Below are 25,085 nucleotides of genomic sequence, written 5' to 3' on the forward strand. Positions count from 1 at the left end.
CTTCGAGAAAATTAGGCGATAACAGTATGAGTTTCTAATGTGTCGACTGTCAATTCACCCGTAGCCGTTGCCTTACGTTCAAGCTGAGGGCGATCGCGGCAAACAGGAACATGATCAGCATTCCGTTAATGCGCCGTTGAGCGGCGGATATGAACGCCTGGCCGGAGATGGGCACCCGCACGTCGATGGCGCCGCGCGCATCGACCGCCAAGGCGTCAACAATGCGTCCGCGCGTATCGACAACGGCCGAAATGCCGTTGTTGGCTGCGCGCAACAGGGGCAATCCATTTTCCACCGCGCGAATCTGTGCCTGTCTGAAATGCTGGTACGGCCCGGGCGTGTCGCCGAACCAGGCGTCGTTTGTGACATTCACAATAAGCTGGGATGACGTAGCGTCAACTGAAACCAGATCGGGAAAGATCACCTCGTAGCAAATAAACGGCAAGGCGCTGATGCCGCCGGGCAAGGCGATCGGGTGGCGTTCATTGCCGGCAGCAAAATTCATCGGCCCGGCGACCAGTTGTTCGATGCCGAAGCGGCCGAGCAGACCGGAAAACGGCAGATACTCGCCGAAGGGCACCAGATGGACCTTGTCGACGGCGTCGGCAATCTCGCCCTTGTCGTCGATCGCCACCACGGAATTGTAATAGCGGCTGCCGGTCTCGGCTCCCGATCCGCCCTCCTCGCGCACGACGCCTGCAATCAGCATCTGCCCGGGCTGCAGCATGTCGCCGAGCGCGGTCAGCGCGTCAGGGCGCTCGGTGAACAGGAACGGCACCGAGGTCTCCGGCCACAGGATCAGCTGCGGCTTGTTGTGACCGGGATCCGGTGCTGCGGCCGACAGGCCCATCATGGTCGCGAAGATGCGGTCACGCACCGACGCGTCCCACTTCTCGCTGAGATCGACATCCGGCTGCACGATGCGGACATCGAGATTGTGCGTCGCCGGCTTGTCGGGGGTCGCCAGCCTGAAATAGCCGAAGCCGACATGTGCGGCGACGAGAGCGGCAAGCAACACCAGTCCGAGGCGCAGATGCCGGCGCGCGGCGAGCAGCGCCGGCATGGCAAAGACAAAGACCGCCAGCGCGTTCATGCCGATCATGCCGGTCACCGACACGCTTTGCATCAGCAGCGGCACGGGCATCGCCGCATAGCCGACGGCATTCCAGGGAAAGCCGGTGAACAGGAAGCCGCGCAGCCATTCCGTCAGACCAAAAGCGAAGGCGAGGGCGGCGATGCGGCCGATATCGTTGGTCCATAACAGCCGGGCGACGACGGTGGCGAAGCCGTAGAAAAACGCCAGTGCCAAAGGAATGCCGACGACCGCGAAGGGCAAGGCCCAGGCGAAACTGTCGGCCTCGACCAGAAGCGCCTCGCCGATCCACCACAGGCCGGCGAGGAAATAACCGAAGCCGAACCACCAGCCGATGGCAAAGGCTGGCCGCAGGCGCCTCAGCCAGCTGTCGGACGCCTCGCCGGTGGCGCCGTCGAGCAGCCAGACCAGCAGCGGAAACGAGACGAAACAGACAGCGAAGAAATCGTAAGGCGCCTGGGCGAGCACCGCCAGCGCGCCGGCGAGAAACGCCACCAGCGCACGCCGCCAGCCCCAAAGCAGAATTATCCGGCCGGCCAGGCGCTCCATGCAGACTTCCCAAGTCGTGCGAATCAGGAGCCAAGATTTATCAGGCCGCGCGCCGTGCTCCAAACGTCGATAAGCGCAATCTGATGTTACCGGTGCCAGCCTTCTATGCTGAAGCCGCTCAGCTGCTCGGCCTCCTCGCGCGGAACGGCGCGCAAGGTCTGGGTGAAGGTCCAGACATGGCCTTCGGGGTCACGGGCGCGGTATTGCCGCTCGCCGTAGAAATGGTCGGCGGGCGCCTCGACGATCTCGGCTCCGGCCGCCCTCGCCCGTTCGCAATGCGCGTCCAGGCCGCCTTTCAGCCGCACACAGACCGACTGGGTGTTCTTGCCGCCGACCGAAGCCGGGCTGGCGACGTGATCGGCCCATTCGGAATCGACGATGATGTAGCCATCGCCGAAACGCATTTCGGCATGGACAAGCTTTCCGTCTGCGTCGCTGACCACCATGCTCGGTTCGAAACCGAAGGCCGCTTCAAGCCAGATCAACGCCGCCCTTGGATCCCGATAGAAAACCCCGGAACCGAACGTGGCGTGTTTGAACGGGTCGTCGACCGTCATGCAGCGCGAAATCAGGCCTGCTCGGTGCGAGCGGTTGCGCGCCGGCGGCGCTCGCCTTTCTGGTTCTGGACGATGCGCACCCGCTTGACGCGACGCGGATCGGCGTCGAGCACGTGGAATTCGAAGCCGGGAATGGCCTGCACCACTTCGCCACGCGCCGGCACGCGGCCGAGCGTGTTGAAGATCATGCCGCCAATGGTGTCGACATATTCGCCATGCTCGCCGGCGGTAAAGTCCTCGCCGATCATCTTGGCGACCTCGTCGATCTCGGCCTTGCCGTCGACGACGAAGACGCCCTCGCCGGTCTGCGTGATCAGCGGCTCGTCTTCGTCATGCTCGTCCTCGATATCGCCGACGACCATTTCGACGATGTCTTCCAGCGAGGCGAGACCATCGGTGCCGCCATATTCGTCGATGACCAGCGCCATCTGGGTGCGCGTCGTCTGCATACGGCCCATCAGGTCGGAGGCAAGCATGGAGGGCGGCACGAACAGCACCGGGCGGATCAGATTGAGGTCGCCAATGGTGCGGCCAAGATCGACCTGGGCGAGGTCGAGAAGCGTCGTTGCCGGCGTCTTCCTCGATGTCCTGCCCTTCTTGACACGGGCGACCTTTGTGATGTGGGCCAGCACGTCGCGGATGTGAACCATGCCGCGCGGATCGTCGAGCGTCTCGGAATAGACCGGCATGCGGGAATGGCCGGACTGTTCGAACAGGCCGAGAAGATCGCCCAAGGTCGTGGTGATCTCGACCGCCTCGATGTCGGCGCGCGGCACCATGACATCCTCGACGCGCACTTCGCGCAGGCGCAGGATGTTGTTGAGCATGGCGCGTTCGCCGGGTGAAAAAGACTCGGCATCGCTGGTCGTTTCGGCAAGCGCGCCGGCGATTTCCTCGCGCAGGCTGGTGCCGTTGCGCTGCCGGAAAAGGCCCAAAACGCGGTCGAACAGGGAGGGACCGGCAGGCGATGGCTCGCTGGCAATGCTACCAGAAGCGGGGCTGCCGGTGATGGTACTCGGACTCGATCCCTCTTCCGTCGTATCGGAAGGCTTGGTCGCACTGCCAGCCTCGGGGCGGGCGGCAGTTTCTGGTTTGTCGTTCATCGTCGTCCGGTCAATTGGTCTTTTGTCATTACGTGTAGGGATCGGGAATGGCAAGCCTTGCAAGCGCTGCGCGCTCGATGGCTTCCATCTCCTCGGCCTCTGCGTCGGTCTCGTGATCGTAGCCCAGCAAATGCAGCAGGCCGTGGATGACGAGATGGGTGATATGGTTCTCGAAGGGCTTCTCTTCCAGGGCCGCTTCGCGCGTCACGGTCTCAGACGCGAGCACGATATCGCCCAGCATCGGCGGCAGCTTGCCGCCCTTGGGGAACGGAAAAGCCGGGAAAGACAAGACGTTGGTCGCCTTGTCCTTGCCGCGCCAGCCAGCATTGAGGGTCCGGATATGGGCATCGTCGGAAAAGACAATGCTGAGTTCGGAGTGGCCGGCGGCACCGGTTTCGGCAAAGGCAGCCGACACGGCGCGATCGACCAGCAGCGTCAGCGCCGCCTCGCCGGGCCAATCGCCGGCCTCGACCGATAGATCGACCTCGACGGGGACCGAAACATCCCCGCCGCCGGTTTTTATGTCTTCAGGCATGAGCCCGCATCGTCATGATCAGCTTTCGGCGCCGAGGCCGCGCGACAGCTTGGCGTCGCGGTCATAGGCCCTGACGATTTCCGCCACCAGCGGATGGCGCACGACATCGACATCGTTGAAGCGCACGGTGACCGCGCCGGCCACACCGTCAAGGACACGCAAAGCTTCGACCAGGCCCGATTTGGTGCTTGGAGGCAGATCGATCTGTGTCGGATCGCCGGTGACGATCATGCGCGAATTCTCGCCGAGGCGGGTCAAAAACATCTTCATCTGCATCGGCGTGGTGTTCTGCGCCTCGTCGAGGATGACGGCGGCGTGCGCCAGCGTTCGGCCGCGCATGAAGGCCAGCGGCGCGATCTCGATCACCTCGGCGGCAATGGCGCGCTCGACCTTGTCGGCCGGCATCATGTCGTAGAGCGCATCATAAAGCGGCCGCAGATACGGATCGACCTTTTCCTTCATGTCGCCGGGCAGGAAGCCCAGCCGCTCGCCGGCCTCGACCGCCGGTCGCGACAGGATGATGCGCTCGACCATGCCGCGTTCGAGCAGCATCGCCGCATGCGCCACCGCCAGATAGGTCTTGCCGGTGCCGGCGGGACCGATGCCGAAGACCAGTTCCGACCGCTCCAGCGCCCGCATATAGGCGTCCTGGTTGAGCGAACGGGCATAGATCGTCTTCTTGCGGGTGGATATCTGCGCGGCGGAGACCTTGCCCTTGCGCTCCAGCGTCGGCAGCGTCAGCTGGTCGTCGGCGGCAATCGCCATGCGCACCGCGCCGTCGACGTCGGACTGGCCGATATCGGTGCCTTTCTGGAGAATGCCGTAGAGATTGTCGAGCGCGCGGCGCGCCTGCTCGGCCGCGGAGGCCGAGCCCTTGATGGTCAGCTGGTTGCCGCGCGAGCGGATGTCGACGCCGAGCTTCTGCTCGAGCCGGGCCAGGTTCTCGTCAAACTGGCCGTACAGGGCGCTGGCAAGCTTGTTGTTGTCGAAAGTCAGAACGATGTGCGCCATGTCAGAGGCCCCGGATGCTTGATTCTGGGGCAGAGTCTTCACTTCAGCAGCGCTCAACCGTCTCTCCTCATCTGCCGAGGCCATCAGGCCAATTCGGCGAACAGGCTATTGTAGCCCGTCTTCGTGATTCGCACCCGGATAATGTCACCGATTTCGCCGGCCTTTTCATCAACAATAACCGGCTGCAGCCAGGGCGAGCGGCCGACCTTCTGGCCGGCCTGACGGCCGGGCTTCTCGATCAGCGTATCGATGGTGCTGCCGACCAGGCTCAGGCCAAAATCCTGCTGCTGCTTGAGCAGCAGGGCTTGCAGCCGTTGCAAGCGCTCATCCTTGACCGCTTCCGGCACGTGATCGGGCATCTCAGCGCCGGGCGTGCCGGGGCGCGGTGAGTATTTGAACGAGAAGGCCGAGGCGTAGTTGACCTGGCGCACCAGTTGCATTGTCGCCTCGAAATCGGCCTCGGTCTCGCCGGGAAAGCCGACGATGAAGTCTCCGGACAGCGCGATGTCGCCGCGTGCAGCGCGGATGCGCTCGAGCAGCGCCAGATAGTCCTTTGCGGTGTGCCTGCGGTTCATCGCCTTGAGGATCCGGTCGGACCCGGACTGCACCGGCAAATGCAGATACGGCATCAGCGCCGGTAGGTCGCGATGGGCTGCGATCAGTTCTTCGTCCATGTCGCGCGGATGGCTGGTGGTGTAGCGCAGCCGCGCCAGGCCGGGAATCTCAGCCAACCGGAACAGCAGGCGGCCAAGCCCCCATTCCGTGCCATCTTCGCCCTTGCCATGCCAGGCGTTGACGTTTTGGCCCAGCAGCGTCACCTCACGCACGCCGGCGTCGGCCAGGCGCTCGGCTTCGGCGACAATCTGCGCCACCGGCCGCGACACTTCCGAGCCCCTGGTGTAGGGCACGACGCAGAAGGTGCAGAACTTGTCGCAGCCTTCCTGCACAGTGAGAAAGGCGGTGACGCCGCGCTTGATCACCTCGGCGCGCTTTGGCTGCGGCAGATGTTCGAACTTGTCCTCGATGGCGTATTCGGTCTCGACGATCTTCTCGCCGCCGCGCACCCGCGCCAGCACGTCAGGCAGCCGGTGATAGGTCTGCGGGCCGATGACGAGGTCGACGGCGGGCGAGCGGCGGATGATTTCCGCACCCTCAGCCTGCGCCACGCAGCCGGCGACGCCGATCAGCATTTCGCGCCCGGCTGCTGCCCGTTCGGCCTTCATGTCGCGGATGCGGCCGAGCTCGGAATAGACCTTTTCCGCCGCCTTCTCCCTGATGTGGCAAGTGTTTAGCAGCACCAGGTCGGCATCGGCGATGACGTCCGTCGCGGTATAGCCGTCGGCGGCCAGCGCATCGGTCATGCGCTGTGAATCATAGACATTCATCTGGCAGCCATAGGTCTTGACGAAGACCTTTTTGGCAGCCGTGGAGCGCTCTGCCGGCTGTTGAGTCACGGCGCCGAGGTCGTGCGTTTCAATCGTGTTCAAGTCCATCCGGCGGCTTCTAACGCCTTTCCGTGACAAAAAACAGACGATTCTGGGCCTGCGCCTAAGGGCGCAGCCCGGAGCTACCGGCTCGAGACCGGGTCGGCGAGTGCAGCTTGCATCATCGCGCGCACCTCGCTTTCCATCAGCCTTGACGTTTCCTTGCGGTTCGAGCCCTTGGCAAAGGCGACGGGCTCGCCGAAATGCACTTCGACGTCGAGTGCGCCTTCGGCCATCAGCACCTTGAGATGCGGCATCAGGTCCTGGTCGCCGATCCAGGCCGCGATAGGCCGGTGCCGGCGGCCGAGCGGCACGCCGTGCACCCGTGTGTAGGCGATCGCCACCGGCTGGATGAAAACCTGTTCGGCCGCACCTTCCGAAATCGCCATCGAGGCGGCGCCGAACAGCGTGCTCTTGAACGGCAGGATGGTGTTGCCGTCGCCGGTCGATCCCTCGGCGAACAACACCATAGCATCGCCCTTGGCCATGCGGCTAGCGATCTCGCTGGCCTGATCGCCCGCCGTGCGCTTGCGCTCGCGCTCGATGAAGACGGTGCGCTGCAGCTTCGACAGCCAGCCGATCAGCGGCCATCCCTCCATATCCGCCCTGGCGATGAACGTCACATCGGCAAATGAGCCGAGCACCATGATGTCAGTCCAGGAGATATGGTTCGAGGCGACCAGCAGCGGGCGCTGGCTGGACAATGCGCCTTTGACATGGATGCGCAGGCCGAGCGTCCGCACGATAAGCCGGTGCCAGACCTTCAGAATGACCGTCTCGCGCCAGATTCCGGTCTTCATCGACAGAAGCTGCAGCGGCACAAGCGCCAGCGAGCCGATGACAACGAGGCTCAGCGCCAGGAAAATCCTGATTTTTCCGATCATGCGGCTTGGCCCTGCCCCAAAACTTTCGCTAACGAAGATCGCGGCGCATGACAAGCGCGCCGGTCGGGCCGTGTTCGGTCGAGCGGTAATAATTGGCGCGGTGGCCGACCTGGCGGAAGCCGAGCCGACGGTAAAGCGCGATCGCAGCGACATTGGTCTCGTCGACTTCGAGGAAAAGCGCCTCGGCGCGCTGTGCATGCAATTCGCGCAGCACCGCGTCCATCAACTGCCAGCCGAGCCCCTGGCGGCGATGCGAGCGCGCCACCGCCACTGTCAGGATCTCGCCCTCGCCGGCGGCAAGCCTGGCCAGCACGAAGCCGACGGGTGGCTTGGCGCCCTGGCCGATCTCACGCGCGGCATAGCCGAACACGGTGTCCTGTTCGAGCAGCGCAGCGAACTCGCCATCGGTCCACGGGCGGACGAAATCCTCGCGATGCAGCATCGACGCTGCCGGGCTGTCGGCGATGGTCAGAGGCTCGAGCGCATAGTCCCTGCGGCGCGGCTGGAGGAAAGGAATGCGCATTACTTTTCCTGCCGCGACAGAATGAACCCCGCCTGCGGTTTGGCGTCAGCGCCGCGCAGATAAAGCGGTTTCGGCTTTTCACCCTCAGGCTTGGCAGCTGCCAACCGGGCGTAGATCGCAATGTCGGCAGTGGCCGCTGTCGGGCCGATATCGAAGGTGCGTCCGACCGCCGCGGCGATCTGCTCAGCCGCCGTGCCGGCAAGCACCGGAAGATTGTCCGCCGCCATTCCCGCGGCTTGCGCAAGTGTGGTCACCGCCGGACCATAACGCAAAATCGCTTCCGCATCGTAAAACGCGGCGTGAATCTCCTCGCGACCGGCGTCGAGCGCGGCCAGGACCGGGCGGCCGGGGAATGCCGCGCTTGCTTCAGCCGCCAACGCTTCCAGCGTCGTCACGCCGATCGCCGGGATTTTCAGCGCCAACGCCAGCCCACGCGCCGCCGATACGCCGACGCGCAGGCCGGTGAACGAGCCCGGGCCGACGGACACTCCGATAGCGCCAAGGCTGGCATAGTCGGTTCCGCCCGCCTTCAGCGCTTCGTCGATGACGGCCATCAGGTGTTCGGCATGGCCCTTGCCGAGATCGAGTACCGATCGGCCGAGCTCCTTACCGGCCGCCGCGTCGTAGACGCAGGCGGCGCAGAGATTAGCGGCACAATCGATGGCGAGCAGTTTCATAAAGGAAGCCGGTTGCAAGAACAGCCTCCTCTGCCCGCCATGGCGCGCCGCCGCAAGGGGAAAGTTACACGGCTTCGCTTCGGCGTAGGCTGGACGGCTTACGCCGCCGGCGCGATGCGGAGCATGTGGTTGTCCCAGACATAGTCTGGCTCGGAGCGAGTCGTGCCGCTGCCTTCGATGATGTCGCCGGCGCCTGTCGTCGCGATGAAACCCGGGCCGTCCGGGGCCAGGCCGCAAACCTCGACCAGCGCCTTGGTGGTCACGATCTTGCCGCTGGCGGCGTCGATCACGGCCAGCGAATTGCCTTCCGGTGACGACACCGCGACAGTCCCGGCGAGCGGATTGGCGGCGACCGAGCCGATATAATTCCGGAAGCCGGAGAGCACGTCCTGCGGCATGTCGAGCAGCTGCAATTCCTCGCCGCGGGCGGCGCGCCCGACCAGCAGCGGGCGGTCGATGCCCGGGCCGCGATACTGGCAACCAAACCATATGGTGCCTGACGCGTCGGCATCCATGTGGCGGATCGACAGTTGATGGAGCGCTGCCGGCAGTTCGTGCTTTTCGATAAGGTCGCCGGTGATGCGGTCGACCAGCACGTAGGACGGCTTCATGGTCGCGATGTTGAGCTCGGCGCGGCCATAGTCCGGATGGGTCTCGATGCCGCCATTGGCGATGGCGATGGTCCGGCCGTCGCCAAGCAACAGGAGTTCGTGCGGCCCCATGCCATAGGTCGGGAATTCGCCGATGCGGCTGAATTTGGCGCGAGTGTCATAGACCCCGACGACGCCGGCGGCATTGTCGAAGTCATTTTCGGTGGCGTAGAGCAGCGCGCCATCGGCTGAGAACACGCCATGACCGAAGAAATGGCGGCCGGTGATGCTGGCGATGGTCAGCGGCGCTTCGCGACCGGTGTGGTCGAAGACCACGGCAAAGGTGCCGGGCTGCCTGGCGAAGACCACCGAGCGCTTCGACACCGGATCGAAGGTGACATCGTGGCCGCGGTCGGGCAGGTCGATCGCATGCAGTAGTTTGCCGGCTTCCGACAGCACGGCCGCGCCAAAACTGCCGTCGCGCTTGACGAAGGCGGTGGCGAAGACCGCATCCGTGCTAAGCGTATTTGCCCAGGCCCGAGGCGCCATTGCCGCGACGAAGCCAGCGCCGGCGGCCTTCAGAAAATCGCGACGATCGGTCAAGGGCGTACGCATTGCTCAGTCTCCGTCCAGCGACGAAAAGCCTGCGGTCAGGCCGAATTCGGCGGTTAGCCGGGTGCCGATCAGGCCCGACAGGCTGGAGGTGATCAGCGCGAAATGCTCGAGCTTTTCGCGCTCGGCGGGATTGGCGAGCGCCTTGTCGATCGGACCCTGGACGGATTTGGCAGTGGCGACGCCATTGGTGAGCTGGATATGGATCGATTCCGCCATCCATCGCGCATCTTCGGGCAGCGCGTCGCCGAGCTTCGAGGCCTGGAACAACGTATCGATACCGGAGAGATTGCCGGCCAACGACACGCCGGTGTTCTGCGAACGCCAGTAGATCGCCTGCCTAGGCTTGTCTGCATCCGGCTTGGCGCCGAGAAAACCCTTGAGGCGCACGTCGCGGACCATTTCCAGCTCATTGATGAAGACGCCGACCAGTTCGGTCACCGCTTCGGTGCCGTCGCGGTAGAGCGCATTGTCAGGCCCCGGATTGGCCCACAGCGCTGCAAAGCCGTCCGGCTTTTTCCAGGCCGCGTCGACATCGGCCGCCATGGTCTCAATGTTCTTGGCAATCGCCGCGCCATAGGCGCAGCGATAGGGATCGTCCTTGCCGGCCAGCGCCTCGGAGCCGTCGCCATAGAGCACGAACTCAAGCGCCCCTAACCCCTGCATGGCGACGCTCTTGCCGGCCAGCTGCACCGGATCGGTGGCGGTCGGGTCCTTGCCGGCGAGCGCCGCCTGCACCTGCTTCAGGCCGATGCTCTTGCGGTCCGGCCAGTAGAGCATGCGCTCCAGCCGGTTGTTCTCCTTGATCGGGCCGAAGCCGATGATTTCGGCCGACGACCAGGCTGCGACCGTGGCCGAGAACTCGGCATGCGCGGCATCGAGCGCGGTATGCGAAGGCGCTTGGCAAAGCGCGTTCATGGCCTTGGCCAGGCCGCCGGCATGGTCGTGCAGGCTGGCATAGGCGGGGCGGACAAAGCCGTCGATCGCTCTTTGGATCACGTCGGAAGCTTTCACCGAGGCCGATGCCGGCGAGGACATGGCCAGCGCAAGAGCGAGAACGGGCAGAAAACGCTTCAGCATCACAGTGACTCCAGGAATTTGACCAGTGCATCGCGGTCGGCCGCGTCGGCAGCGGCAAAGCGGTCGCGCGCCTTCTGCCCCTCGCCGCCATGCCAGAGGATCGCCTCGGTAAGCGTACGCGCACGTCCGTCATGCAGGAAGAAGCTGTTGCCGTTTACCGTCTCGGTCAGGCCGATGCCCCAGAGCGGTGGGGTGCGCCATTCGTTGCCTGTGGCTTCACCAACGGCCTGGCCGTCGGCGAGACCCGGTCCCATGTCGTGCAGCAGGAAGTCGGAATAAGGCCAGATCAGCTGGAAGGCCTGCGCCTTGTTGGGCGTGCCGCGCATGGTGACGAATTTCGGCGTGTGGCAGGCAATGCAGCCCATCTCATAGAACAGTTTTTTGCCGGCGAGCACGGCGGGATCGCCGACATCGCGCCGCGCGGGCACGGCAAGGTTCTGCGAATAGAAGGTGACGAGGTCCATCACCGGCGGCGGCGCCTCGACCGGGCCAAGCCGCTTCTGGACGCCGTTCGGCATAGCAAGGCAGGCTTTTTCTGCTGCGGTGCAATCGCCCCAGTGGTTGGGCTCTTCCGGTGTCGAAATGCCGATATCGCCGTCAAAGGCATCCGCCGCCTGCTGGCGGATCGAGGCGGTCTGGGCCTTCCAGCCGAAACGGCCGAGTTTCAATTCGCCGCTCGTGCCGTCGCGTACGATATTGAGCCGGCCGGAAATGCCGTCGCCATCGCGATCATCGGGATCGGCGTGGGCAAGGATATCGGCCGGCGATATCTGTTCGATCAGGCCAAGCCCGATCATCGGCGGCGTCAGGCGCGGCGACAATGTAGTGTGCGGGTCGAGCGGGCCGTAGCCAAGACCATCGATGGAATAGGTCGGTTTGCGCAGCGAAACGATGGTGCCGTCGCCAAGCGTAACCTTTTCCTCGCTGTAGTCGATACGCATGCGGCCTTCACCCTTGAGGCCGGGGACCGCCAGTTCCTGCAATTGCGTGCCATAGACCGGATCGGGAAAGTTCAGCACCTTGTGTGCTTCTATCTCGGCCTTCTCCTCAGCCGTGCTCGCATCGCGCGCCAGCCGCAGGAACATCGAGGTGCTTCGAATGTCAGCAGCCGGCGGACGGCCGCGGCCATCCTTGAGATGACAATTCTGGCAAGCACGCTCGTTGAACAGCGGTCCGAGCCCGTCCGAAGCCTGGGTCGAGGACGGCGACGACACCCAGTTCTTGCGGAACAGCGCATTGCCGAGCTTGAAGGTGCCCTCTTCCTCGAAGGTGATGTTTTCAGCGGGTTGCGAGAAGGCGTCGCGGTCGACCTGCTTGCGCGAGGTGCCGGCGCCGCCTTGCATCGTTTCGAAGGATTCCGGCTTGGAGAAGTCCGTGGTCGGCCGGGTAACGGCAAGGACGCGCGCCTGATCCTTCGGCGTCAGATCGGCGCGGCTCGTCGCGAGGCCGACCGGTTCTGCAGAACCAGCCAGCGCCGGGGCCGAAACAATGGCAAAGATGGCAATCAAAAGCCCGCGAAACACCTGGCATCGCGGGGTTTTGGAAAGTAGCGGGCCGCCGGCCCGCCGCATGCGGCGCAAAAGATCTAGGGGGCGCCGCATTCCTGCATGGTCCTATTCCGCCTCGTCCGCCGATGCGGCGTTGAGCTGGCCGTATTTTTCCTCGCCGATCGAGGCCAGCAGGTCGAGCTGCGTCTCGAGGAAGTCGATATGACCTTCCTCGTCGGCGAGCAATTCCTCGAACAGCTTCATCGTCACGTAGTCGCCTGCTTCTTCACAGATCTCGCGCGAACGCTTGTAGGCGGTGCGCGCGTCATATTCGCCGGCAAGATCGGATTCGAGCACTTCCTTGACGTTCTGACCGATGCGCAAAGGCGCCACGGACTGCAGGTTGGGGTGCCCTTCGAGGAAGATGATACGGGCCACCAGCCGGTCGGCATGGTGCATCTCCTCGATCGATTCGGCGCGTTCCTTCTTTGCCAGCTTGGCGTATCCCCAGTCCTCGAGCAGGCGGAAATGCACCCAGTACTGATTGACGGCGCCAAGCTCCAGAAAAAGAGCCTCGTTAAGCCGCTCGATGATCTGCTTTTCGCCTTTCATGGGTTCTGCTCCCGTATTGGACGCGCAGGCCTCTGACGCGATCCAGATGTGAAACGATGTCCACGCCGCTCGCCTCCGAGCGGGTGTGGTAATTTTCGGTGACCCGAATGATCGTTTCGACCACATTTGGGAAGCAGCCGCAACAGCGACCGCGCTTTTGCATCGTGTGATAGACTTTCGCCGGCACGATGAGCTGCCAGGGATCCTGATCCAGCAGATCGACGATCGTCTGCTCAATCTCCTTTTCGGTGATGATGTTGCAATGGCAGATCAGCATGGATTGGCTCTGGCTGACGGCGCCTCCTCCGCGCCGTTTGGCTGGTGGTTGGTTGGGGTGCTACTTGAACACCTTGTCCGGTGCATCGAGGCTGTCGGAACCTTCGAAAGCAATGTTGTTCAGCTTCAAGGCACCGACCGCGCGTTCGATCGACTTGGTCTGGTCGACCAGAGCGTCGATTGCCGCCTGCACCGTGGCGTTGCCTTCTTTATTGCCCTCGGCGATCTGCTGGTCATAGGCCTCGCCGGCCACTGCCCGCGCCTTGATCGCCTCCATCCTGGCGACCGAGACATCGAGCTTGTCGGACAGTTCCTTGTCGATCGCCGGATCGGCCGCCTTGACCATATCGTGCACCGACGGGCCCGAAACGACGGTGCCGTCGAGGCGGGTGTAGCTGGCGAGATAGGCGGCGCGGATGCCGATGGCGTCATAGAGATGCGAGTTGTAGGTGTTGTCGGAGAAGCAGTCGTGCTCCTCTTCCGGATCGTGCAGCAAGAGGCCGAGCTTCATGCGCTCGCCAGCCAGTTCGCCGTAGGACAGCGAGCCCATGCCGGTGAAGATCACCGAGATGGCGGTGTTCGGCTGGCCGTCGACGAGGTTCTTGCGGGCGGCACCGTCTTCCTTCCAGTTGCCGACCATTTCCTGCAGGTCGGAGACCAGCAGGTCGCTGGCGGACTTCAGATACTCGGCGCGGCGGTCGCAATTGCCGCCGGTGCAGTTCTTGAGGTCATAGTCGGTGTAGGGCCGCTCGCCGGCGCCCGGGCCGGTACCGTGCAGATCCTGGCCCCAGAGCAGGAACTCGATGGCGTGATAGCCGGTCGCGACATTGGCTTCGATGCCGCCGGCTTCCTGCAGCGTGCCGGAGAGGAATTCCGGCGACAGCTTCGAGGCGTCGACCTTCTTGCCGTTGATCTCGATTTCCTTGTTGGCGATGACATTGGCGGTGTAGAGCGCGTTCGCATCGGACTCGGTGCCATAGCTCTTGGCGACGTAGTCGATCAGGCCTTCGTCCAGCGGCCAGGAGTTCACCTTGCCTTCCCAGTCGTCGACGATCTTGTTGCCGAAGCGGTACACCTCGGTCTCCTGGTAAGGCACGCGCGACGCCTTCCAGGCATCGCGGGCGGCGTTCAGCGTGTCCGCCGATGGGTTGGCAAGCAGCGCGTCGACAGCCTTGTCGAGCGCCTGGGCGGTGGTCAGCGAATCCTCATACTTGGCCAGCGCGATGTCGGAATAGGTCTTGATGACCGCCTTGGCATCGACCTCCGCGGCCTTGGCCGGCAGGATGAAAACCGCCGCCGTCAACATTGCCGTGGCACCGATCGCAGCCAGCCTGCCGCCATATCGTGCTGTCATCATCATTCTCCAGGTCAAAGGGAATTCGGTAAAAGGCGCGCGTGCCAGACGGTGCCCGGGCATAGGCATGCCATAGGACACAACAGATGCCGCGCCGCCCCGCGGCTCACGGAAGAAAGACACCAAATGCCTCCAATCGAACGGGTTCAAGGCCCAAACATCAAAGGGATGCGCTGACGCGCGAGCCTCCATAAAACGACCGCGGCGCCGGAAGTCAACTGGTGAACCCCAGAAAATTCAATTGAAACAACAGTTTAGAATTATTCTAAACTAGGACTGTCAACTTTAAATCGTATCGTGCAGGGACCGTCGCGAGACGGGGCGATTGACAGACCACCGTTCCGGGTGCGACCCGGACCGGGCCTCTTGCGACGGTGGCAGACAATCGCCATCTGGCGGAACGGCTCAAAATCAAAGCATGGTGTCGTCCGAAAACCGCTTCGCACAGCACCATGCTCTAGATTTGAAACAGGAATTCGGGTTGCGATGAAGAACGGTGTCGTCATTGTCGGTGCGGGTCATGCGGGCGTGCAAGCGGCCGCCAGCCTGCGCGAGGAAGGCTATGACGGACCGGTCTTGCTGATCGGCGACGAGAACGAGCTGCCCTACCACAAGCCGCCTTTGTCGAAGACCTTCATCAAGGATGCCGAGGCCAAATCGCAGCCTTTGCGCGGCGAGGCCTTTTATACGGGCAGCGCCATCGACTTCAGGCCGGGCATCCGAATCGATCGCATCGATACGGCTGGCCGGACGCTGGATATAGCGGGCGGCGGCGCGCTTGCCTTCGACCGCCTCATTCTGGCCACCGGTTCGCGGCCGCGGCTTCTGCCGCTGCCGGGCGCGGACCTCTCGGGCGTGCTGTCGCTGCGCTCGATCGCCGATGCGCGGCTGATCCGCGAGCTCAGTGCGCAGAGCGACGATGTCGTCATTCTCGGCGGCGGCTTCATCGGACTGGAAATCGCGGCGACGCTGCGGGCGGCCGGCCGCAACGTCACTGTGGTCGAGGCGGTCGACCGGCTGCTCGGCCGCGCCGTGGCACCGGTGGTGGCGAGCCATGTCCGCCAGCGGCTGGAAACAATCGGCGTGCGCATCCTCACCGGCACCACCATTGCCAGGTTGGAGGGCGAAAACGGTCATGTCTCAACCGCCGTCACTTCTACCGGCGAAAGGCTGCCGGCGCGCATGGTCATTGTCGGCATCGGCGCGGTGCCGAATATCGAACTGGCGCAGGCTGCGGGGCTGACCATCGCCAACGGCATCCGCGTCGACCAGCAGATGCGCACGTCAGTGCCTGATATCCTCGCCATCGGCGACGCCGCCTCCTACCGCCACTGGTCGACCGGCGGCGACGTGCGGCTGGAATCGGTGCAGAACGCCACCGACCAGGCGCGGCTTGCCGCGCGCACGATCACCGGCCACACCGACAGCTATTCGGCCGTGCCGTGGTTCTGGTCGGATATCGGCGACATGAAATTGCAGATGGTCGGGCTGACCTCGGGCGGCGACAGCCATGTCGTGCTGGGCGACCTCGCCGACAACAAATTCTCGATCTACCACTATGCCGGCAACCGGCTGCTCGGCATCGAATCGGTCAATCGCCCGGGCGACCACATGCTCGGCCGCAAGATGCTCGGCGCTAGGTTTTCACCGACGCCGCAGACAGTGGCGGAAGGTCCTGACGGGTTGAAGGCTGCGTTGGCGGCGTTTCAGCAGGATGAGCCGGCAAGGGCCGCGGGCTAGATGCGCCTACCCTCCCCCTTGTGGGGGGCTGAAGGACGGGCGAGACCCGTGGCTCGCCCCGGCAAGTCGATGCGAAGCATCGGGGTGGGGGTGCGGCACCGACCCCCACCCGGACCTTCGGTCCGACCTCCCCACAAGGGGGAGGTAGGGGTCGCGGCTCAGGCCGCGCAGACTTCGCGGATCGAGCTTTCCAGGATGTCGAGCGCCTCGTTCATGACGTTGTCCTGGATGGTGATCGGGGCGAGGAAGCGGATGACGTTGCCATAGACGCCGCAGGTCAACAGGATCAGCCCCTTGTCGAGCGCCTTCAGCCTGATTGCGTTGGCAATCTCGGCCGATGGCAGGCCTTTCTTGACGTCGTTGAACTCGACCGCGTTCATGAACCCTAGACCACGAATGTCGACAATCTCGGGCACGTCGTCACGGATGGCCGACAGGCGCTGCTTCAGCCGGGCGCCGAGCGCATTGGCGCGGTCGCAGAGCTTTTCGTCTTCGATGACATCAAGCACGGCATGCGCGGCCGCAACACCGATCGGGCTGCCGCCATAGGTGCCGCCTAGCCCGCCGGGGCCGGGTGCATCCATGATTTCGGCGCGGCCGGTGACCGCCGCCAGGGGGAAGCCGCCGGCCAGGCTCTTAGCCATGGTGGTGATGTCGGCCGCGACCTCGTGATGGTCCATGGCGAACATCTTGCCGGTGCGGGCAAAGCCGGTCTGCACCTCGTCGGCGATCAACAGCATGCCGTGCTGGTCGCAGAGGTTGCGCAGCGCCGTCAGGAACTCGCGCGGCGCATCATAGAAGCCGCCCTCGCCCTGGACCGGCTCGATGATGATGGCGGCGACACGGGCCGGGTCGACATCGGCCTTGAACAGTCTGTCGAGCGCGGCAAGCGAATCCGCGACCGATACGCCGTGCAGCGGCACCGGGAACGGCGCGTGGTAGACGTCGCCCGGCATGGCGCCGAAGCCGACCTTGTAGGGCACGACCTTGCCGGTCAGCGCCATGCCCATGAAGGTGCGGCCGTGGAAGCCGCCGGCGAAGGCGATGACGGCCTGGCGGCCGGTGGCGTTGCGGGCGATCTTGATGGCGTTCTCCACCGCCTCGGCGCCGGTGGTGACGAAGATCGTCTTCTTCTCGAACTTGCCGGGCAGCATAGCGTTCAGCCGTTCGGCCAGCCTGACATAGCTCTCATAGGGCACGACCTGGTGGCAGGTGTGGGTGAAGCGGTCGAGCTGCGCCTTGACCGCCTCGATCACCTTGGGGTGGCGGTGGCCGGTGTTGACGACGGCGATTCCGGACGAGAAATCGATATAGCGGCGGCCTTCGACGTCCCAGATCTCCGAATTCTCGGCGCGGTCGGCATAGATCTGCGTCGTCATGCCGACGCCGCGCGAGATCGACTGGTTCTTGCGTTCGGAAATGGCTGCGTTCTTCATGGTCATCCCTCGCCGGGCTGGCGCCCGCTCTTGCTTGACAGGTCTCAAGGCCTCTTCTGACCTTATTTCACGTTTTCCTCAAGTCGGCACCGTCGCCCGGCGATTGGGCCTGCCACCGACCGATACGCGTACGAGACCGGTTTCCTTTTCCTTGGGATCGATTATCCTCGCTTCAGTCTGTGACAGCTCACCCGTCATGAGCGTCCCGGATCGGTGAGGGACCCCATGAGCAGGAACGCGACATCGTCCGCCCCGCAGCCCCCGGCCGCCGGCCTTCTTTCGTTTTCCCCGATCCTTTTCGTCTGTGCGATGGCGCCGCTCATTCTAGCCGGCTGCCAGAAGCAGGAGGCGGCGGCCAAGAAGCTGCCCATCATGGTGCGCACCGAGACGGTGGCGATGGCCGACTACGCGCCGAGGACCTCGCTGACCGGCGTGATCGCGGCGCGCACGCTGAACAATCTGTCGTTCCGCGTCGGCGGCCGCGTCGCCGAACGCCTCGTCGATGTCGGCCAGCATGTCGACAAGGACGCCGTGCTTGCCCGCATCGATCCGCAGGAACAGGAATCCGATTTGCGCTCGGCGCAGGCCGATCTCGACGCAGCGCAAGCGCAACTGACCCAGGCCGCCGCCGCCTTCGAACGGCAGAAGACCCTGCTTGCCCAGGGTTTTACCACCAGGCGCGACTATGATGCCGCCGACCAGGCGCAGAAAGTGGCGCAAGGCAGCGTCGATCAGGCACAGAGCGCGCTTGCCAATGCCAAGGAGAACCTGTCCTTCACCGAGCTCAAGGCGGGCGCTGCCGGCGTCATCACCGCTCGCCAGGTCGAAGCCGGGCAAGTGGTACAGGCGGCACAGACGGTCTTCACCGTCGCCGAGGACGGTGACCGTGACGCGGTGTTCAACGTCCAGGAAACGCTGGTCGCCAAAACGGCGCCATCGCCGTCGGTGACGATCACGCTGCTGGCCGACCCGCAGGTGAAGGCCTTGGGCAAGGTGCGTGAAGTCTCTCCCGCGGTCGATCCGGCTTCGGGGTCGGTGCGGGTCAAGGTCGGCATTGCCGATACGCCGGAAGGCATGCCGCTCGGCGCCACCGTCATCGGCTCGGTCAACGCCAGACCGGCGAAAGCCATCATCCTGCCCTGGCAGGCGCTGACCTCGGTCGAGGGCAAGCCGGCTGTCTGGATTGTCGATCCCTCGACCAAAGCGGTGGCAACAGCCCTGGTCAATGTGCTGGCCTTCGATTCCGGCGTGGTCGTCGTCGACAAGGGGCTAGAGGCCGGACAAAGCGTCGTCACCGCCGGTGGCCAGCTGCTCAGCCCCGGACAGGCGGTCGAGATCTCGGGAGCCGTACAATGAGGCGGCGGCGTATCCTGCTCTTTGTGTCTGCCTTGTCTGCAATAGCGGCGCTCGCCGGCTGCTCGAAATCGGAGGAAAAACCGCCCGAGATCATCCGGCCGGTGCTGTCGATGGTGATCGAGCCGCAGACGACGCGAACCTTCGGCTTCGCCGGCTCCATCGAGCCTCAGGTCAGCGCCGACCTAGCCTTCCGCCTGCTCGGCCGGGTCGTCTCGCGTGACGTCAAGGTCGGCGATATCGTCAGCAAGGGCACGACGATCGCCACGCTCGATCCGACAGCGCTGGAACTTGCCGTGCAAGCGGCCAAGGCCGAACTCTCCAATGCCGAGGCGCAATTCACCAACGCCGCCGCCAGCGAGGACCGCCAGCGCCAATTGCTTGCCGCCGCCAACACCTCGCAGGCCGTCTTCGACGCCGCGCAGCAGGCGAGGCAAGCCGCCGAAGCCGGCGTCGAGCGGGCCAAGGCGGCGCTTGCCAAATCGCAGGAGCAGCTTGGTTACGCCAGGCTGTTTTCGGACTTCGACGGCGTCGTCACCGCGACCGGCGCCGAGGTCGGCCAGACCGTTTCGGCGGGCCAGACCATCGTCACAGTGGCGCGCTCGGATTTGCGCGAAGCGGTGGTCGACATTCCCGACCAGCTGACCGGCGACCTCTCCGTCGGCACGCCGTTCGAGGTCATCCTGCAATCGCTGCCATCAATCCAAACCCAGGCCACGCTGCGCGAGATCGCACCGCAGGCCGATCCCTCGACGCGCAGCCGCCGCGTCAAGCTGACGCTCACCGATCCGCCGCAAGCCTTCCGGCTCGGCTCGACGGTGACGGCGACGCGGGTGGCGAAAGTGGCGCCGACGATCGAGCTGCCACTATCAGCGCTGCTGCAGAAGAATGGCGGCGACAAGGTCTGGATCGTCGATGAAAAGACATTGAGCGTCTCGACGCGCGAGATAAAGATCGCCTCGAAGAGCGCCGCCAGCTTCATCGTCGCCGAAGGGCTCGAGGCCGGGATGCGCGTCGTCACCGCCGGCGTCCACAGCCTGGTGGAGGGCCAGAAGGTCAAGATCCCGCAAGGAGGCGCGTCATGAAGGGGTTCAACCTCTCCGACTGGGCGCTCAACCACCGCTCGCTGGTCTGGTACTTCATGCTGGTCTTCGTCGTTGCCGGCATCTTCGCCTACCTCAACCTCGGCCGCGAGGAAGATCCGAACTTCACCATCAAGACCATGGTTATCCAGGCCAACTGGCCGGGCGCCTCGGTCAACGAAACGGTGCGGCAGGTTACCGACCGGATCGAAAAGAAGCTCCAGGAACTCGACAGCCTCGATTTCACCCGCTCGGTCACCACGGCGGGCAAGACCGTCATCTTCGTCAACCTGAAGGACACCACCAAGGCGCGCGATGTCGTGCCGAACTGGACCCAGGTGCGCAACATGGTCAACGACATCTGGGCGCAGTTTCCGCAAGGCGTGCAGGGTCCGTTCTTCAACGACCGTTTCGGTGACGTCTTCGGCAATATCTACGCCTTCACCTCGGACGGGCTGACGCCGCGCCAGTTGCGAGACTATGTCGAGGATGTCAGGACCCAGATCCTGACGGTGCCTAACGCGGGCAAGGTCGACCTGGTCGGCGCGCAGGACGAAGCCATCTATCTCGAATTCTCGACCCGCCAGATCGCAGCCCTCGGCCTCAACCAGCAGGCGATTGTGGCGAGCCTGCAGGATCAGAATGCCATCACGCCGTCGGGCGTCATCGAATCCGGGCCCGAGCGCGTCAGTGTGCGCGTCGGCGGACAGTTCACCTCCGAGGAGAGCCTGCGCGGCATCAATCTGCGCGTCAACGACCGCTTCTTCCGGCTGAGCGATGTGGCGACGATCCGGCGCGGCTATGCCGATCCGCCAACCGCGCTGTTCCGCTTCAACGGCCAGGATGCGATCGGGCTCGCCATCGGCATGAAGCCCAATGCCAATCTGCTCGAATTCGGCGCCGCACTTGAGAAGAAAATGGACGAGGTGCTGACCGACCTGCCGATAGGCGTCGGCGTGCATCTGGTCGCCGACCAGCCGGTGATCGTGGAGGAAGCCGTTTCGGGCTTCACGCAGGCGCTGTTCGAGGCGGTCGCCATCGTGCTTGCCGTGTCCTTCATCAGCCTCGGCATGCGCGCCGGCTTCGTCGTGGCGCTGTCGATCCCGCTGGTGCTGGCCATCACTTTCACCGTGATGGCCTATCTCGGCATCTCGCTGCAGCGCATTTCGCTGGGCGCGCTGATCATCGCGCTCGGGCTCTTGGTCGACGACGCGATGATTGCGGTCGAGATGATGGTGGCGCGGCTGGAGGTCGGCGACAATCTGCGCAAGGCGGCAACCTATGTCTATACATCGACCGCCTTCCCGATGCTGACCGGTACGCTGGTTACGGTCGCCGGCTTCATCCCGATCGGCCTCAACAACAGCGCTGCCGGCGAATACACGTTTACGCTGTTCGTCGTCATCGCGGTCTCGCTCCTGGTGTCATGGATCGTGGCGGTGCTGTTTGCGCCACTGCTAGGCGTCACCATCCTGCCGGCGACGATGAAGCACAAACATGAGCAGGCCGGACGCTTCACCAAGCTGTTTCGGAGCGTGCTGGTGGGCTCGGTGCGCCATCACTGGCTGACGATCTTCGTCACCGTGTTGTTGTTTGCCGGCTCGATAGCCGGCTTCGGCCTTGTCCAGCAGCAGTTCTTCCCGCCTTCGGACCGGCCGGAGCTGATCGTCGACTGGAACCTGCCGCAGAATTCGTCGGTCACCGAAACCCGCGACCAGATCGAGCGCTTCGAAGGCCGGGCGCTGGCCGGTAATCCCGACGTCGACCATTTCTCGTCCTATATCGGCCAGGGCGCGGTGCGCTTCCTGCTCGCTTTCGACGTGCAGCCGGCCAATCCCTATTTCGGCCAGACCGTCATCGTCACCAAGAGCATCGAGGCGCGCAACCGGCTGAAGCCGGTGCTGGAGAAGCTGTTGCGCGAGGAATTCGTCGGTACCGATGCGTTCGTCAAGCCGCTCGAGCTCGGGCCGCCGGTCGGGCGCCCGGTGCAGTACCGCGTCGGCGGACCCGACATACAGACGGTGCGGGATCTCGCGCAGCAATTTGCCGGCCTGATCTCGGTCAATCCGAAGCTGGCGGCGCCGACCTTCGACTGGAATGAACCGCAACGCGTGCTGAGGGTCGACGTGCTGCAGGACAAGGCGCGCCAGCTCGGCATCACCTCCTCCGACATCGCCAGCGCGCTGAACAGCACGGTCGGCGGCGCCACCATCACCCAGGTGCGCGACGCCACCTATCTGATCAGCGTCATTGCCCGCTCGCGCGAGGCCGAACGCGGCTCGATCGACACGCTGCAGAACATGCAGCTGCCGACCGGCAACGGCGAGGCGATCCCGCTCGCGGCGGTCGCCAACTTCCGCTACGACCTCGAACAGCCGACGGTGTGGCGGCGCAACCGCATTCCTACGATCACGGTGCGCGCAGGCCTGGTCGGCGATGTGCTGCCGGCGACCGTCGTCAATGAATTGAAGCCGTCGGTCGACGCCTTCATCGCCAAGCTGCCGCCGGGCTATTCGGTCGCCACCGCAGGCTCGGTCGAGGAAAGCGCCAAAAGCCAGGGACCGATCGCCGCCGTCGTGCCGCTGATGCTGTTTGCCATGGCGACCATCCTGATGGTGCAACTGCAGAGCTTCCAGCGCCTGTTCCTGGTGGTGGCGGTGGCGCCGCTCGGCCTGATCGGCGTGGTCGCGGCTCTGGTGCCGAGCGGCGCACCGCTCGGCTTCGTCGCCATCCTCGGCGTGCTGGCGCTGATCGGCATCCTGATCCGCAACTCGGTCATCCTGATCGTGCAGATCGAGGATCTGGTGCGGGAAGGCAAGGATCGCTGGGAAGCGGTGATCGAAGCGACCGAGCACCGCATGCGGCCGATCGCGCTGACGGCGGCGGCCGCGAGTCTCGCGCTGATCCCGATCGCGCGCGAAGTGTTCTGGGGCCCGATGGCCTACGCCATGATGGGCGGCATCATCGCGGGTACCGCGATCACGCTGCTGTTCCTGCCGGCGCTTTATGTGACTTGGTTCCGGATCAAGGAGCCGAAGCAGGGGGACAATCCATCCGCTCCGGAGAACGGCGAACTGGCGCAAAGCTCGACTTAAGGCCCTGCTGCATCACTCGTTGTCGTTGGAGGGTACAGGGAGTGATTTGGCGCGCTGCCAGGGCGACAATTTCGAAGTACGCCAAGCATGCCAGCCTTTTGGCAAATCGGCCAATTCCAGGATGCTCTCATCCCGCTGAACCACATTCTGGAGGCTGACGAGCATTATCTCGCGTTCATCCCGATTTTGCTTTTCGCTGCTATGAAATTGCCAACTGCCACCTTCATCGTTGTAGTTATCGTCGTCATCAGCTTCGTGCACGACGTATGCGATCCAGTCGCCATTTTTAAATATGCTCTTGTCTGACAACACCGCGACATTGGGTGGGTCTTCGAAGTTCCATTCCGCCATAGGAAACCCCAGATTCAAGCGGTTCTTACAAATCCCTCGCTCGCCCTCAACAGATTGCGCGTGTAATCCTTCTCCACCCGGTGCCCGATCAGCTGGCTCGCGGTGAGATTTTCCACCGCTTCGCCGTTCTCCATCACCATCAGCCGCTCGCACATATGGGTGATGATGGCGAGGTCGTGGCTGACCATCAGGAAGGTCAGCTTGCGTCGACGACGGACCTCTTCCAGGAGGTTGAGCACCTCGGCCTGCACCGAGGCGTCGAGGGCCGAGGTCGGCTCGTCGAGCAGCAGGATCGACGGTTCGAGGATCAAGGCGCGGGCAATGGCGACACGCTGGCGCTGGCCGCCCGACAGTTGGTGCGCGTAGCGGAAGCGGAAGCCGTTGCCGAGGCCGACCTCGTCCAGAGCCTGCTGGATACGCTTTTCGCCGTCGGCAAAACCATGAATGGCGAGCGGCTCCTGCAGCAGGCGGTCGACGGTCTGACGCGGATGCAGCGAGCCATAGGGGTCCTGGAAGACCATCTGCACTTCGCGATAAAAAGCCTTGTCACGACGCGGCCCCAGCGTCTTGCCGTTGACTGTGATGGTGCCGGATTTGGCCGGCACGAGGCCGGCGATGGCTTTCAGCAATGTCGACTTGCCGGAACCGCTCTCCCCGACCAGCCCGAAGGAATCGCCGGACTGGACTTCGAGGTTGACACCCTTCAGTGCGCGAAAGCGGTCGAACACCACCTCCAGCCCGTCGATGGAAATGGCTGGAGTCATGCCGCCCACTCCGGCTTGCGGTCCAGCACCGGCAGCGGGTGGCGTTCGTAGCCGATCCTCGGCATGCAGTTGAGCAGGCCGCGCGTGTAGGGATGCTGCGCATCGCGCAGTTCCGAGGCCTTGAGCTGCTCGACCACCTTGCCGGCATACATGACGATGACCCGGTCGCAAAAGGAGGCAACCAGCCGCAGGTCATGCGAGATGAAGATCAGCCCCATGCCGCGCTCGCTGACCAGCTTGTCGAGGATGTTCAGCACGTCGAGTTGCACGGTGACGTCGAGCGCCGAGGTCGGCTCATCGGCAATCATCAGTTCCGGTCCGGCGATCAGCATCATGGCGATCATGGCGCGCTGGCCCATGCCGCCGGAGACCTCATGCGGATGCAGGTCGAAGACACGCGAGGGATCGCGGATCTGCACCGCTTCGAGCATGGCGAGCGCCCGGTCGCGCGCCTCGGCCTTGGAGACCTTCTCATGCGTGCGCAGCGTCTCGACGATCTGGCGGCCGATGCTCATCACCGGATCGAGCGAATATTTCGGATCCTGCAGGATCATGGCGATACGCTTGCCGCGCAGCGCCCGGCGCTGACGAGCCGGCATGGCGAGAAGGTCGATACCGTCGAGGGCGAGCGTCTTCGCCGACACAAGGGCCTGCGGCGGCGTCAGCCCCATAATGGCGCGGCCGGTCTGCGACTTGCCGGAACCGCTCTCGCCGACGATGCCTAGCCGCTCGCGGCCGAGCGAAAACGTGACGCCGCGCACCGCCTGGATCAGGCCGGTGCGGGTCGGGAAATCGACACGCAGGTCGTCGACGTCGAGAAGGGTGCCGCTCATTGAT

Annotated in this window: 23 protein-coding genes; 4 read left to right on the plus strand and 19 right to left on the minus strand. The window is 64.1% G+C overall.

Annotated elements, in window-relative coordinates:
* Window positions 1–49 precede the first annotated feature (49 nt).
* The 15 genes from lnt to AC1DZ8_RS01770 form a co-directional block, all read right to left on the minus strand.
* Window positions 50–1,642: an apolipoprotein N-acyltransferase gene (gene lnt / locus AC1DZ8_RS01700; RefSeq protein WP_477300538.1), complete on the minus strand. Its 1,593-nt coding sequence runs from the start codon at window positions 1,640–1,642 to the stop codon at window positions 50–52.
* 86 nt (window positions 1,643–1,728) lie between these two features.
* Window positions 1,729–2,199: a VOC family protein gene (locus tag AC1DZ8_RS01705; RefSeq protein ID WP_477300536.1), complete on the minus strand. Its 471-nt coding sequence runs from the start codon at window positions 2,197–2,199 to the stop codon at window positions 1,729–1,731.
* Between the two features lie 11 nt (window positions 2,200–2,210).
* The gene (locus AC1DZ8_RS01710; protein ID WP_112566430.1) at window positions 2,211–3,302 is read right to left on the minus strand and encodes a hemolysin family protein; all 1,092 of its coding nucleotides are present in this window, start codon (window positions 3,300–3,302) and stop codon (window positions 2,211–2,213) included.
* 28 nt (window positions 3,303–3,330) lie between these two features.
* Window positions 3,331–3,837: an rRNA maturation RNase YbeY gene (gene ybeY, locus AC1DZ8_RS01715; RefSeq protein ID WP_477300534.1), complete on the minus strand. Its 507-nt coding sequence runs from the start codon at window positions 3,835–3,837 to the stop codon at window positions 3,331–3,333.
* An 18-nt stretch (window positions 3,838–3,855) separates the two neighbouring features.
* Entirely contained in the window at window positions 3,856–4,848 is a 993-nt protein-coding gene (locus AC1DZ8_RS01720) for a PhoH family protein (RefSeq protein WP_477233649.1), read from the minus strand.
* A gap of 83 nt (window positions 4,849–4,931) precedes the next feature.
* The gene (gene miaB, locus AC1DZ8_RS01725; protein WP_477400275.1) at window positions 4,932–6,341 is read right to left on the minus strand and encodes a tRNA (N6-isopentenyl adenosine(37)-C2)-methylthiotransferase MiaB; all 1,410 of its coding nucleotides are present in this window, start codon (window positions 6,339–6,341) and stop codon (window positions 4,932–4,934) included.
* 74 nt (window positions 6,342–6,415) lie between these two features.
* Window positions 6,416–7,216 carry a lyso-ornithine lipid O-acyltransferase gene (gene olsA, locus AC1DZ8_RS01730; protein ID WP_477300530.1) on the minus strand — a complete coding sequence of 267 codons (801 nt, stop codon included), beginning with the start codon at window positions 7,214–7,216 and terminating at the stop codon, window positions 6,416–6,418.
* Window positions 7,217–7,244: 28 nt separating this feature from the next.
* Window positions 7,245–7,739, minus strand: coding sequence for a ribosomal protein S18-alanine N-acetyltransferase (rimI, locus tag AC1DZ8_RS01735; RefSeq protein WP_477400276.1), 495 nt, complete (start codon window positions 7,737–7,739; stop codon window positions 7,245–7,247).
* Window positions 7,739–8,416: a tRNA (adenosine(37)-N6)-threonylcarbamoyltransferase complex dimerization subunit type 1 TsaB gene (gene tsaB / locus AC1DZ8_RS01740; protein WP_477300693.1), complete on the minus strand. Its 678-nt coding sequence runs from the start codon at window positions 8,414–8,416 to the stop codon at window positions 7,739–7,741. Before tsaB ends, rimI begins: the two co-directional genes overlap by 1 nt.
* 98 nt (window positions 8,417–8,514) lie before the next feature.
* The gene (locus AC1DZ8_RS01745; RefSeq protein ID WP_477300526.1) at window positions 8,515–9,621 is read right to left on the minus strand and encodes a DUF1513 domain-containing protein; all 1,107 of its coding nucleotides are present in this window, start codon (window positions 9,619–9,621) and stop codon (window positions 8,515–8,517) included.
* Window positions 9,622–9,624: 3 nt separating this feature from the next.
* Window positions 9,625–10,698 (minus strand): imelysin family protein, encoded by a 1,074-nt coding sequence (locus AC1DZ8_RS01750; protein ID WP_477300524.1) that lies wholly within the window; start codon window positions 10,696–10,698, stop codon window positions 9,625–9,627.
* Window positions 10,698–12,299, minus strand: a complete 1,602-nt coding sequence (locus tag AC1DZ8_RS01755) for a di-heme oxidoreductase family protein (protein ID WP_477300522.1) — start codon at window positions 12,297–12,299, stop codon at window positions 10,698–10,700. Before AC1DZ8_RS01755 ends, AC1DZ8_RS01750 begins: the two co-directional genes overlap by 1 nt.
* Before the next feature lie 12 nt (window positions 12,300–12,311).
* On the minus strand, window positions 12,312–12,797 hold the full coding sequence (gene bfr, locus AC1DZ8_RS01760) for a bacterioferritin (protein WP_142868533.1): 486 nt from the start codon (window positions 12,795–12,797) through the stop codon (window positions 12,312–12,314).
* Window positions 12,763–13,074: a (2Fe-2S)-binding protein gene (locus AC1DZ8_RS01765; protein ID WP_477300520.1), complete on the minus strand. Its 312-nt coding sequence runs from the start codon at window positions 13,072–13,074 to the stop codon at window positions 12,763–12,765. Before AC1DZ8_RS01765 ends, bfr begins: the two co-directional genes overlap by 35 nt.
* 60 nt (window positions 13,075–13,134) lie before the next feature.
* Window positions 13,135–14,427, minus strand: coding sequence for an imelysin family protein (locus tag AC1DZ8_RS01770; protein WP_477300518.1), 1,293 nt, complete (start codon window positions 14,425–14,427; stop codon window positions 13,135–13,137).
* Between the two features lie 486 nt (window positions 14,428–14,913).
* Here AC1DZ8_RS01770 and AC1DZ8_RS01775 point away from each other — a divergent pair, with 486 nt between their 5' ends.
* A complete protein-coding gene (locus AC1DZ8_RS01775) occupies window positions 14,914–16,167 on the plus strand; it encodes an NAD(P)/FAD-dependent oxidoreductase (protein WP_477300516.1) in 1,254 nt (417 codons plus the stop codon).
* 158 nt (window positions 16,168–16,325) lie between these two features.
* Here AC1DZ8_RS01775 and AC1DZ8_RS01780 read toward each other — a convergent pair whose 3' ends face one another.
* Window positions 16,326–17,603 (minus strand): 4-aminobutyrate--2-oxoglutarate transaminase, encoded by a 1,278-nt coding sequence (locus tag AC1DZ8_RS01780; RefSeq protein ID WP_477300514.1) that lies wholly within the window; start codon window positions 17,601–17,603, stop codon window positions 16,326–16,328.
* 225 nt (window positions 17,604–17,828) lie between these two features.
* On the opposite strand from AC1DZ8_RS01780, the gene AC1DZ8_RS01785 reads away from it, so the two are divergent.
* Genes AC1DZ8_RS01785 through AC1DZ8_RS01795 form a run of 3 tightly spaced genes read left to right on the plus strand, consistent with a single transcriptional unit; the run spans window position 17,829 to window position 23,133 of the window.
* Window positions 17,829–18,959, plus strand: coding sequence for an efflux RND transporter periplasmic adaptor subunit (locus tag AC1DZ8_RS01785; protein WP_477300512.1), 1,131 nt, complete (start codon window positions 17,829–17,831; stop codon window positions 18,957–18,959).
* Entirely contained in the window at window positions 18,956–20,041 is a 1,086-nt protein-coding gene (locus AC1DZ8_RS01790; RefSeq protein WP_477300510.1) for an efflux RND transporter periplasmic adaptor subunit, read from the plus strand. Before AC1DZ8_RS01785 ends, AC1DZ8_RS01790 begins: the two co-directional genes overlap by 4 nt.
* Window positions 20,038–23,133 carry an efflux RND transporter permease subunit gene (locus AC1DZ8_RS01795; RefSeq protein ID WP_477400277.1) on the plus strand — a complete coding sequence of 1,032 codons (3,096 nt, stop codon included), beginning with the start codon at window positions 20,038–20,040 and terminating at the stop codon, window positions 23,131–23,133. Before AC1DZ8_RS01790 ends, AC1DZ8_RS01795 begins: the two co-directional genes overlap by 4 nt.
* A gap of 12 nt (window positions 23,134–23,145) precedes the next feature.
* On the opposite strand, the gene AC1DZ8_RS01800 is transcribed toward AC1DZ8_RS01795, so the two are convergent.
* Genes AC1DZ8_RS01800 through AC1DZ8_RS01810 form a run of 3 tightly spaced genes read right to left on the minus strand, consistent with a single transcriptional unit; the run spans window position 23,146 to window position 25,081 of the window.
* The gene (locus AC1DZ8_RS01800; RefSeq protein ID WP_477300506.1) at window positions 23,146–23,484 is read right to left on the minus strand and encodes an immunity protein Imm33 domain-containing protein; all 339 of its coding nucleotides are present in this window, start codon (window positions 23,482–23,484) and stop codon (window positions 23,146–23,148) included.
* Window positions 23,485–23,498: 14 nt separating this feature from the next.
* The gene (locus AC1DZ8_RS01805) at window positions 23,499–24,248 is read right to left on the minus strand and encodes an ABC transporter ATP-binding protein (RefSeq protein ID WP_477400278.1); all 750 of its coding nucleotides are present in this window, start codon (window positions 24,246–24,248) and stop codon (window positions 23,499–23,501) included.
* The gene (locus AC1DZ8_RS01810) at window positions 24,245–25,081 is read right to left on the minus strand and encodes an ABC transporter ATP-binding protein (protein ID WP_477300502.1); all 837 of its coding nucleotides are present in this window, start codon (window positions 25,079–25,081) and stop codon (window positions 24,245–24,247) included. Before AC1DZ8_RS01810 ends, AC1DZ8_RS01805 begins: the two co-directional genes overlap by 4 nt.
* Between the last annotated feature and the right edge of the window lie 4 nt (window positions 25,082–25,085).

The organism is Mesorhizobium sp. P2_F7 (assembly GCF_056403695.1).

Bases quoted from the DNA above. Each gene is read 5' to 3' on its own strand.
- lnt (WP_477300538.1), bottom strand. From the start codon at position 1,642: ATGGAGCGCCTGGCCGGCCGGATAATTCTGCTTTGGGGCTGGCGGCGT.
- AC1DZ8_RS01705 (WP_477300536.1), bottom strand. From the start codon at position 2,199: ATGACGGTCGACGACCCGTTCAAACACGCCACGTTCGGTTCCGGGGTT.
- AC1DZ8_RS01710 (WP_112566430.1), bottom strand. From the start codon at position 3,302: ATGAACGACAAACCAGAAACTGCCGCCCGCCCCGAGGCTGGCAGTGCG.
- ybeY (WP_477300534.1), bottom strand. From the start codon at position 3,837: ATGCCTGAAGACATAAAAACCGGCGGCGGGGATGTTTCGGTCCCCGTC.
- AC1DZ8_RS01720 (WP_477233649.1), bottom strand. From the start codon at position 4,848: ATGGCGCACATCGTTCTGACTTTCGACAACAACAAGCTTGCCAGCGCC.
- miaB (WP_477400275.1), bottom strand. From the start codon at position 6,341: ATGGACTTGAACACGATTGAAACGCACGACCTCGGCGCCGTGACTCAA.
- olsA (WP_477300530.1), bottom strand. From the start codon at position 7,216: ATGATCGGAAAAATCAGGATTTTCCTGGCGCTGAGCCTCGTTGTCATC.
- rimI (WP_477400276.1), bottom strand. From the start codon at position 7,739: ATGCGCATTCCTTTCCTCCAGCCGCGCCGCAGGGACTATGCGCTCGAG.
- tsaB (WP_477300693.1), bottom strand. From the start codon at position 8,416: ATGAAACTGCTCGCCATCGATTGTGCCGCTAATCTCTGCGCCGCCTGC.
- AC1DZ8_RS01745 (WP_477300526.1), bottom strand. From the start codon at position 9,621: ATGCGTACGCCCTTGACCGATCGTCGCGATTTTCTGAAGGCCGCCGGC.
- AC1DZ8_RS01750 (WP_477300524.1), bottom strand. From the start codon at position 10,698: ATGCTGAAGCGTTTTCTGCCCGTTCTCGCTCTTGCGCTGGCCATGTCC.
- AC1DZ8_RS01755 (WP_477300522.1), bottom strand. From the start codon at position 12,299: ATGCGGCGCCCCCTAGATCTTTTGCGCCGCATGCGGCGGGCCGGCGGC.
- bfr (WP_142868533.1), bottom strand. From the start codon at position 12,797: ATGAAAGGCGAAAAGCAGATCATCGAGCGGCTTAACGAGGCTCTTTTT.
- AC1DZ8_RS01765 (WP_477300520.1), bottom strand. From the start codon at position 13,074: ATGCTGATCTGCCATTGCAACATCATCACCGAAAAGGAGATTGAGCAG.
- AC1DZ8_RS01770 (WP_477300518.1), bottom strand. From the start codon at position 14,427: ATGACAGCACGATATGGCGGCAGGCTGGCTGCGATCGGTGCCACGGCA.
- AC1DZ8_RS01775 (WP_477300516.1), top strand. From the start codon at position 14,914: ATGAAGAACGGTGTCGTCATTGTCGGTGCGGGTCATGCGGGCGTGCAA.
- AC1DZ8_RS01780 (WP_477300514.1), bottom strand. From the start codon at position 17,603: ATGAAGAACGCAGCCATTTCCGAACGCAAGAACCAGTCGATCTCGCGC.
- AC1DZ8_RS01785 (WP_477300512.1), top strand. From the start codon at position 17,829: ATGAGCAGGAACGCGACATCGTCCGCCCCGCAGCCCCCGGCCGCCGGC.
- AC1DZ8_RS01790 (WP_477300510.1), top strand. From the start codon at position 18,956: ATGAGGCGGCGGCGTATCCTGCTCTTTGTGTCTGCCTTGTCTGCAATA.
- AC1DZ8_RS01795 (WP_477400277.1), top strand. From the start codon at position 20,038: ATGAAGGGGTTCAACCTCTCCGACTGGGCGCTCAACCACCGCTCGCTG.
- AC1DZ8_RS01800 (WP_477300506.1), bottom strand. From the start codon at position 23,484: ATGGCGGAATGGAACTTCGAAGACCCACCCAATGTCGCGGTGTTGTCA.
- AC1DZ8_RS01805 (WP_477400278.1), bottom strand. From the start codon at position 24,248: ATGACTCCAGCCATTTCCATCGACGGGCTGGAGGTGGTGTTCGACCGC.
- AC1DZ8_RS01810 (WP_477300502.1), bottom strand. From the start codon at position 25,081: ATGAGCGGCACCCTTCTCGACGTCGACGACCTGCGTGTCGATTTCCCG.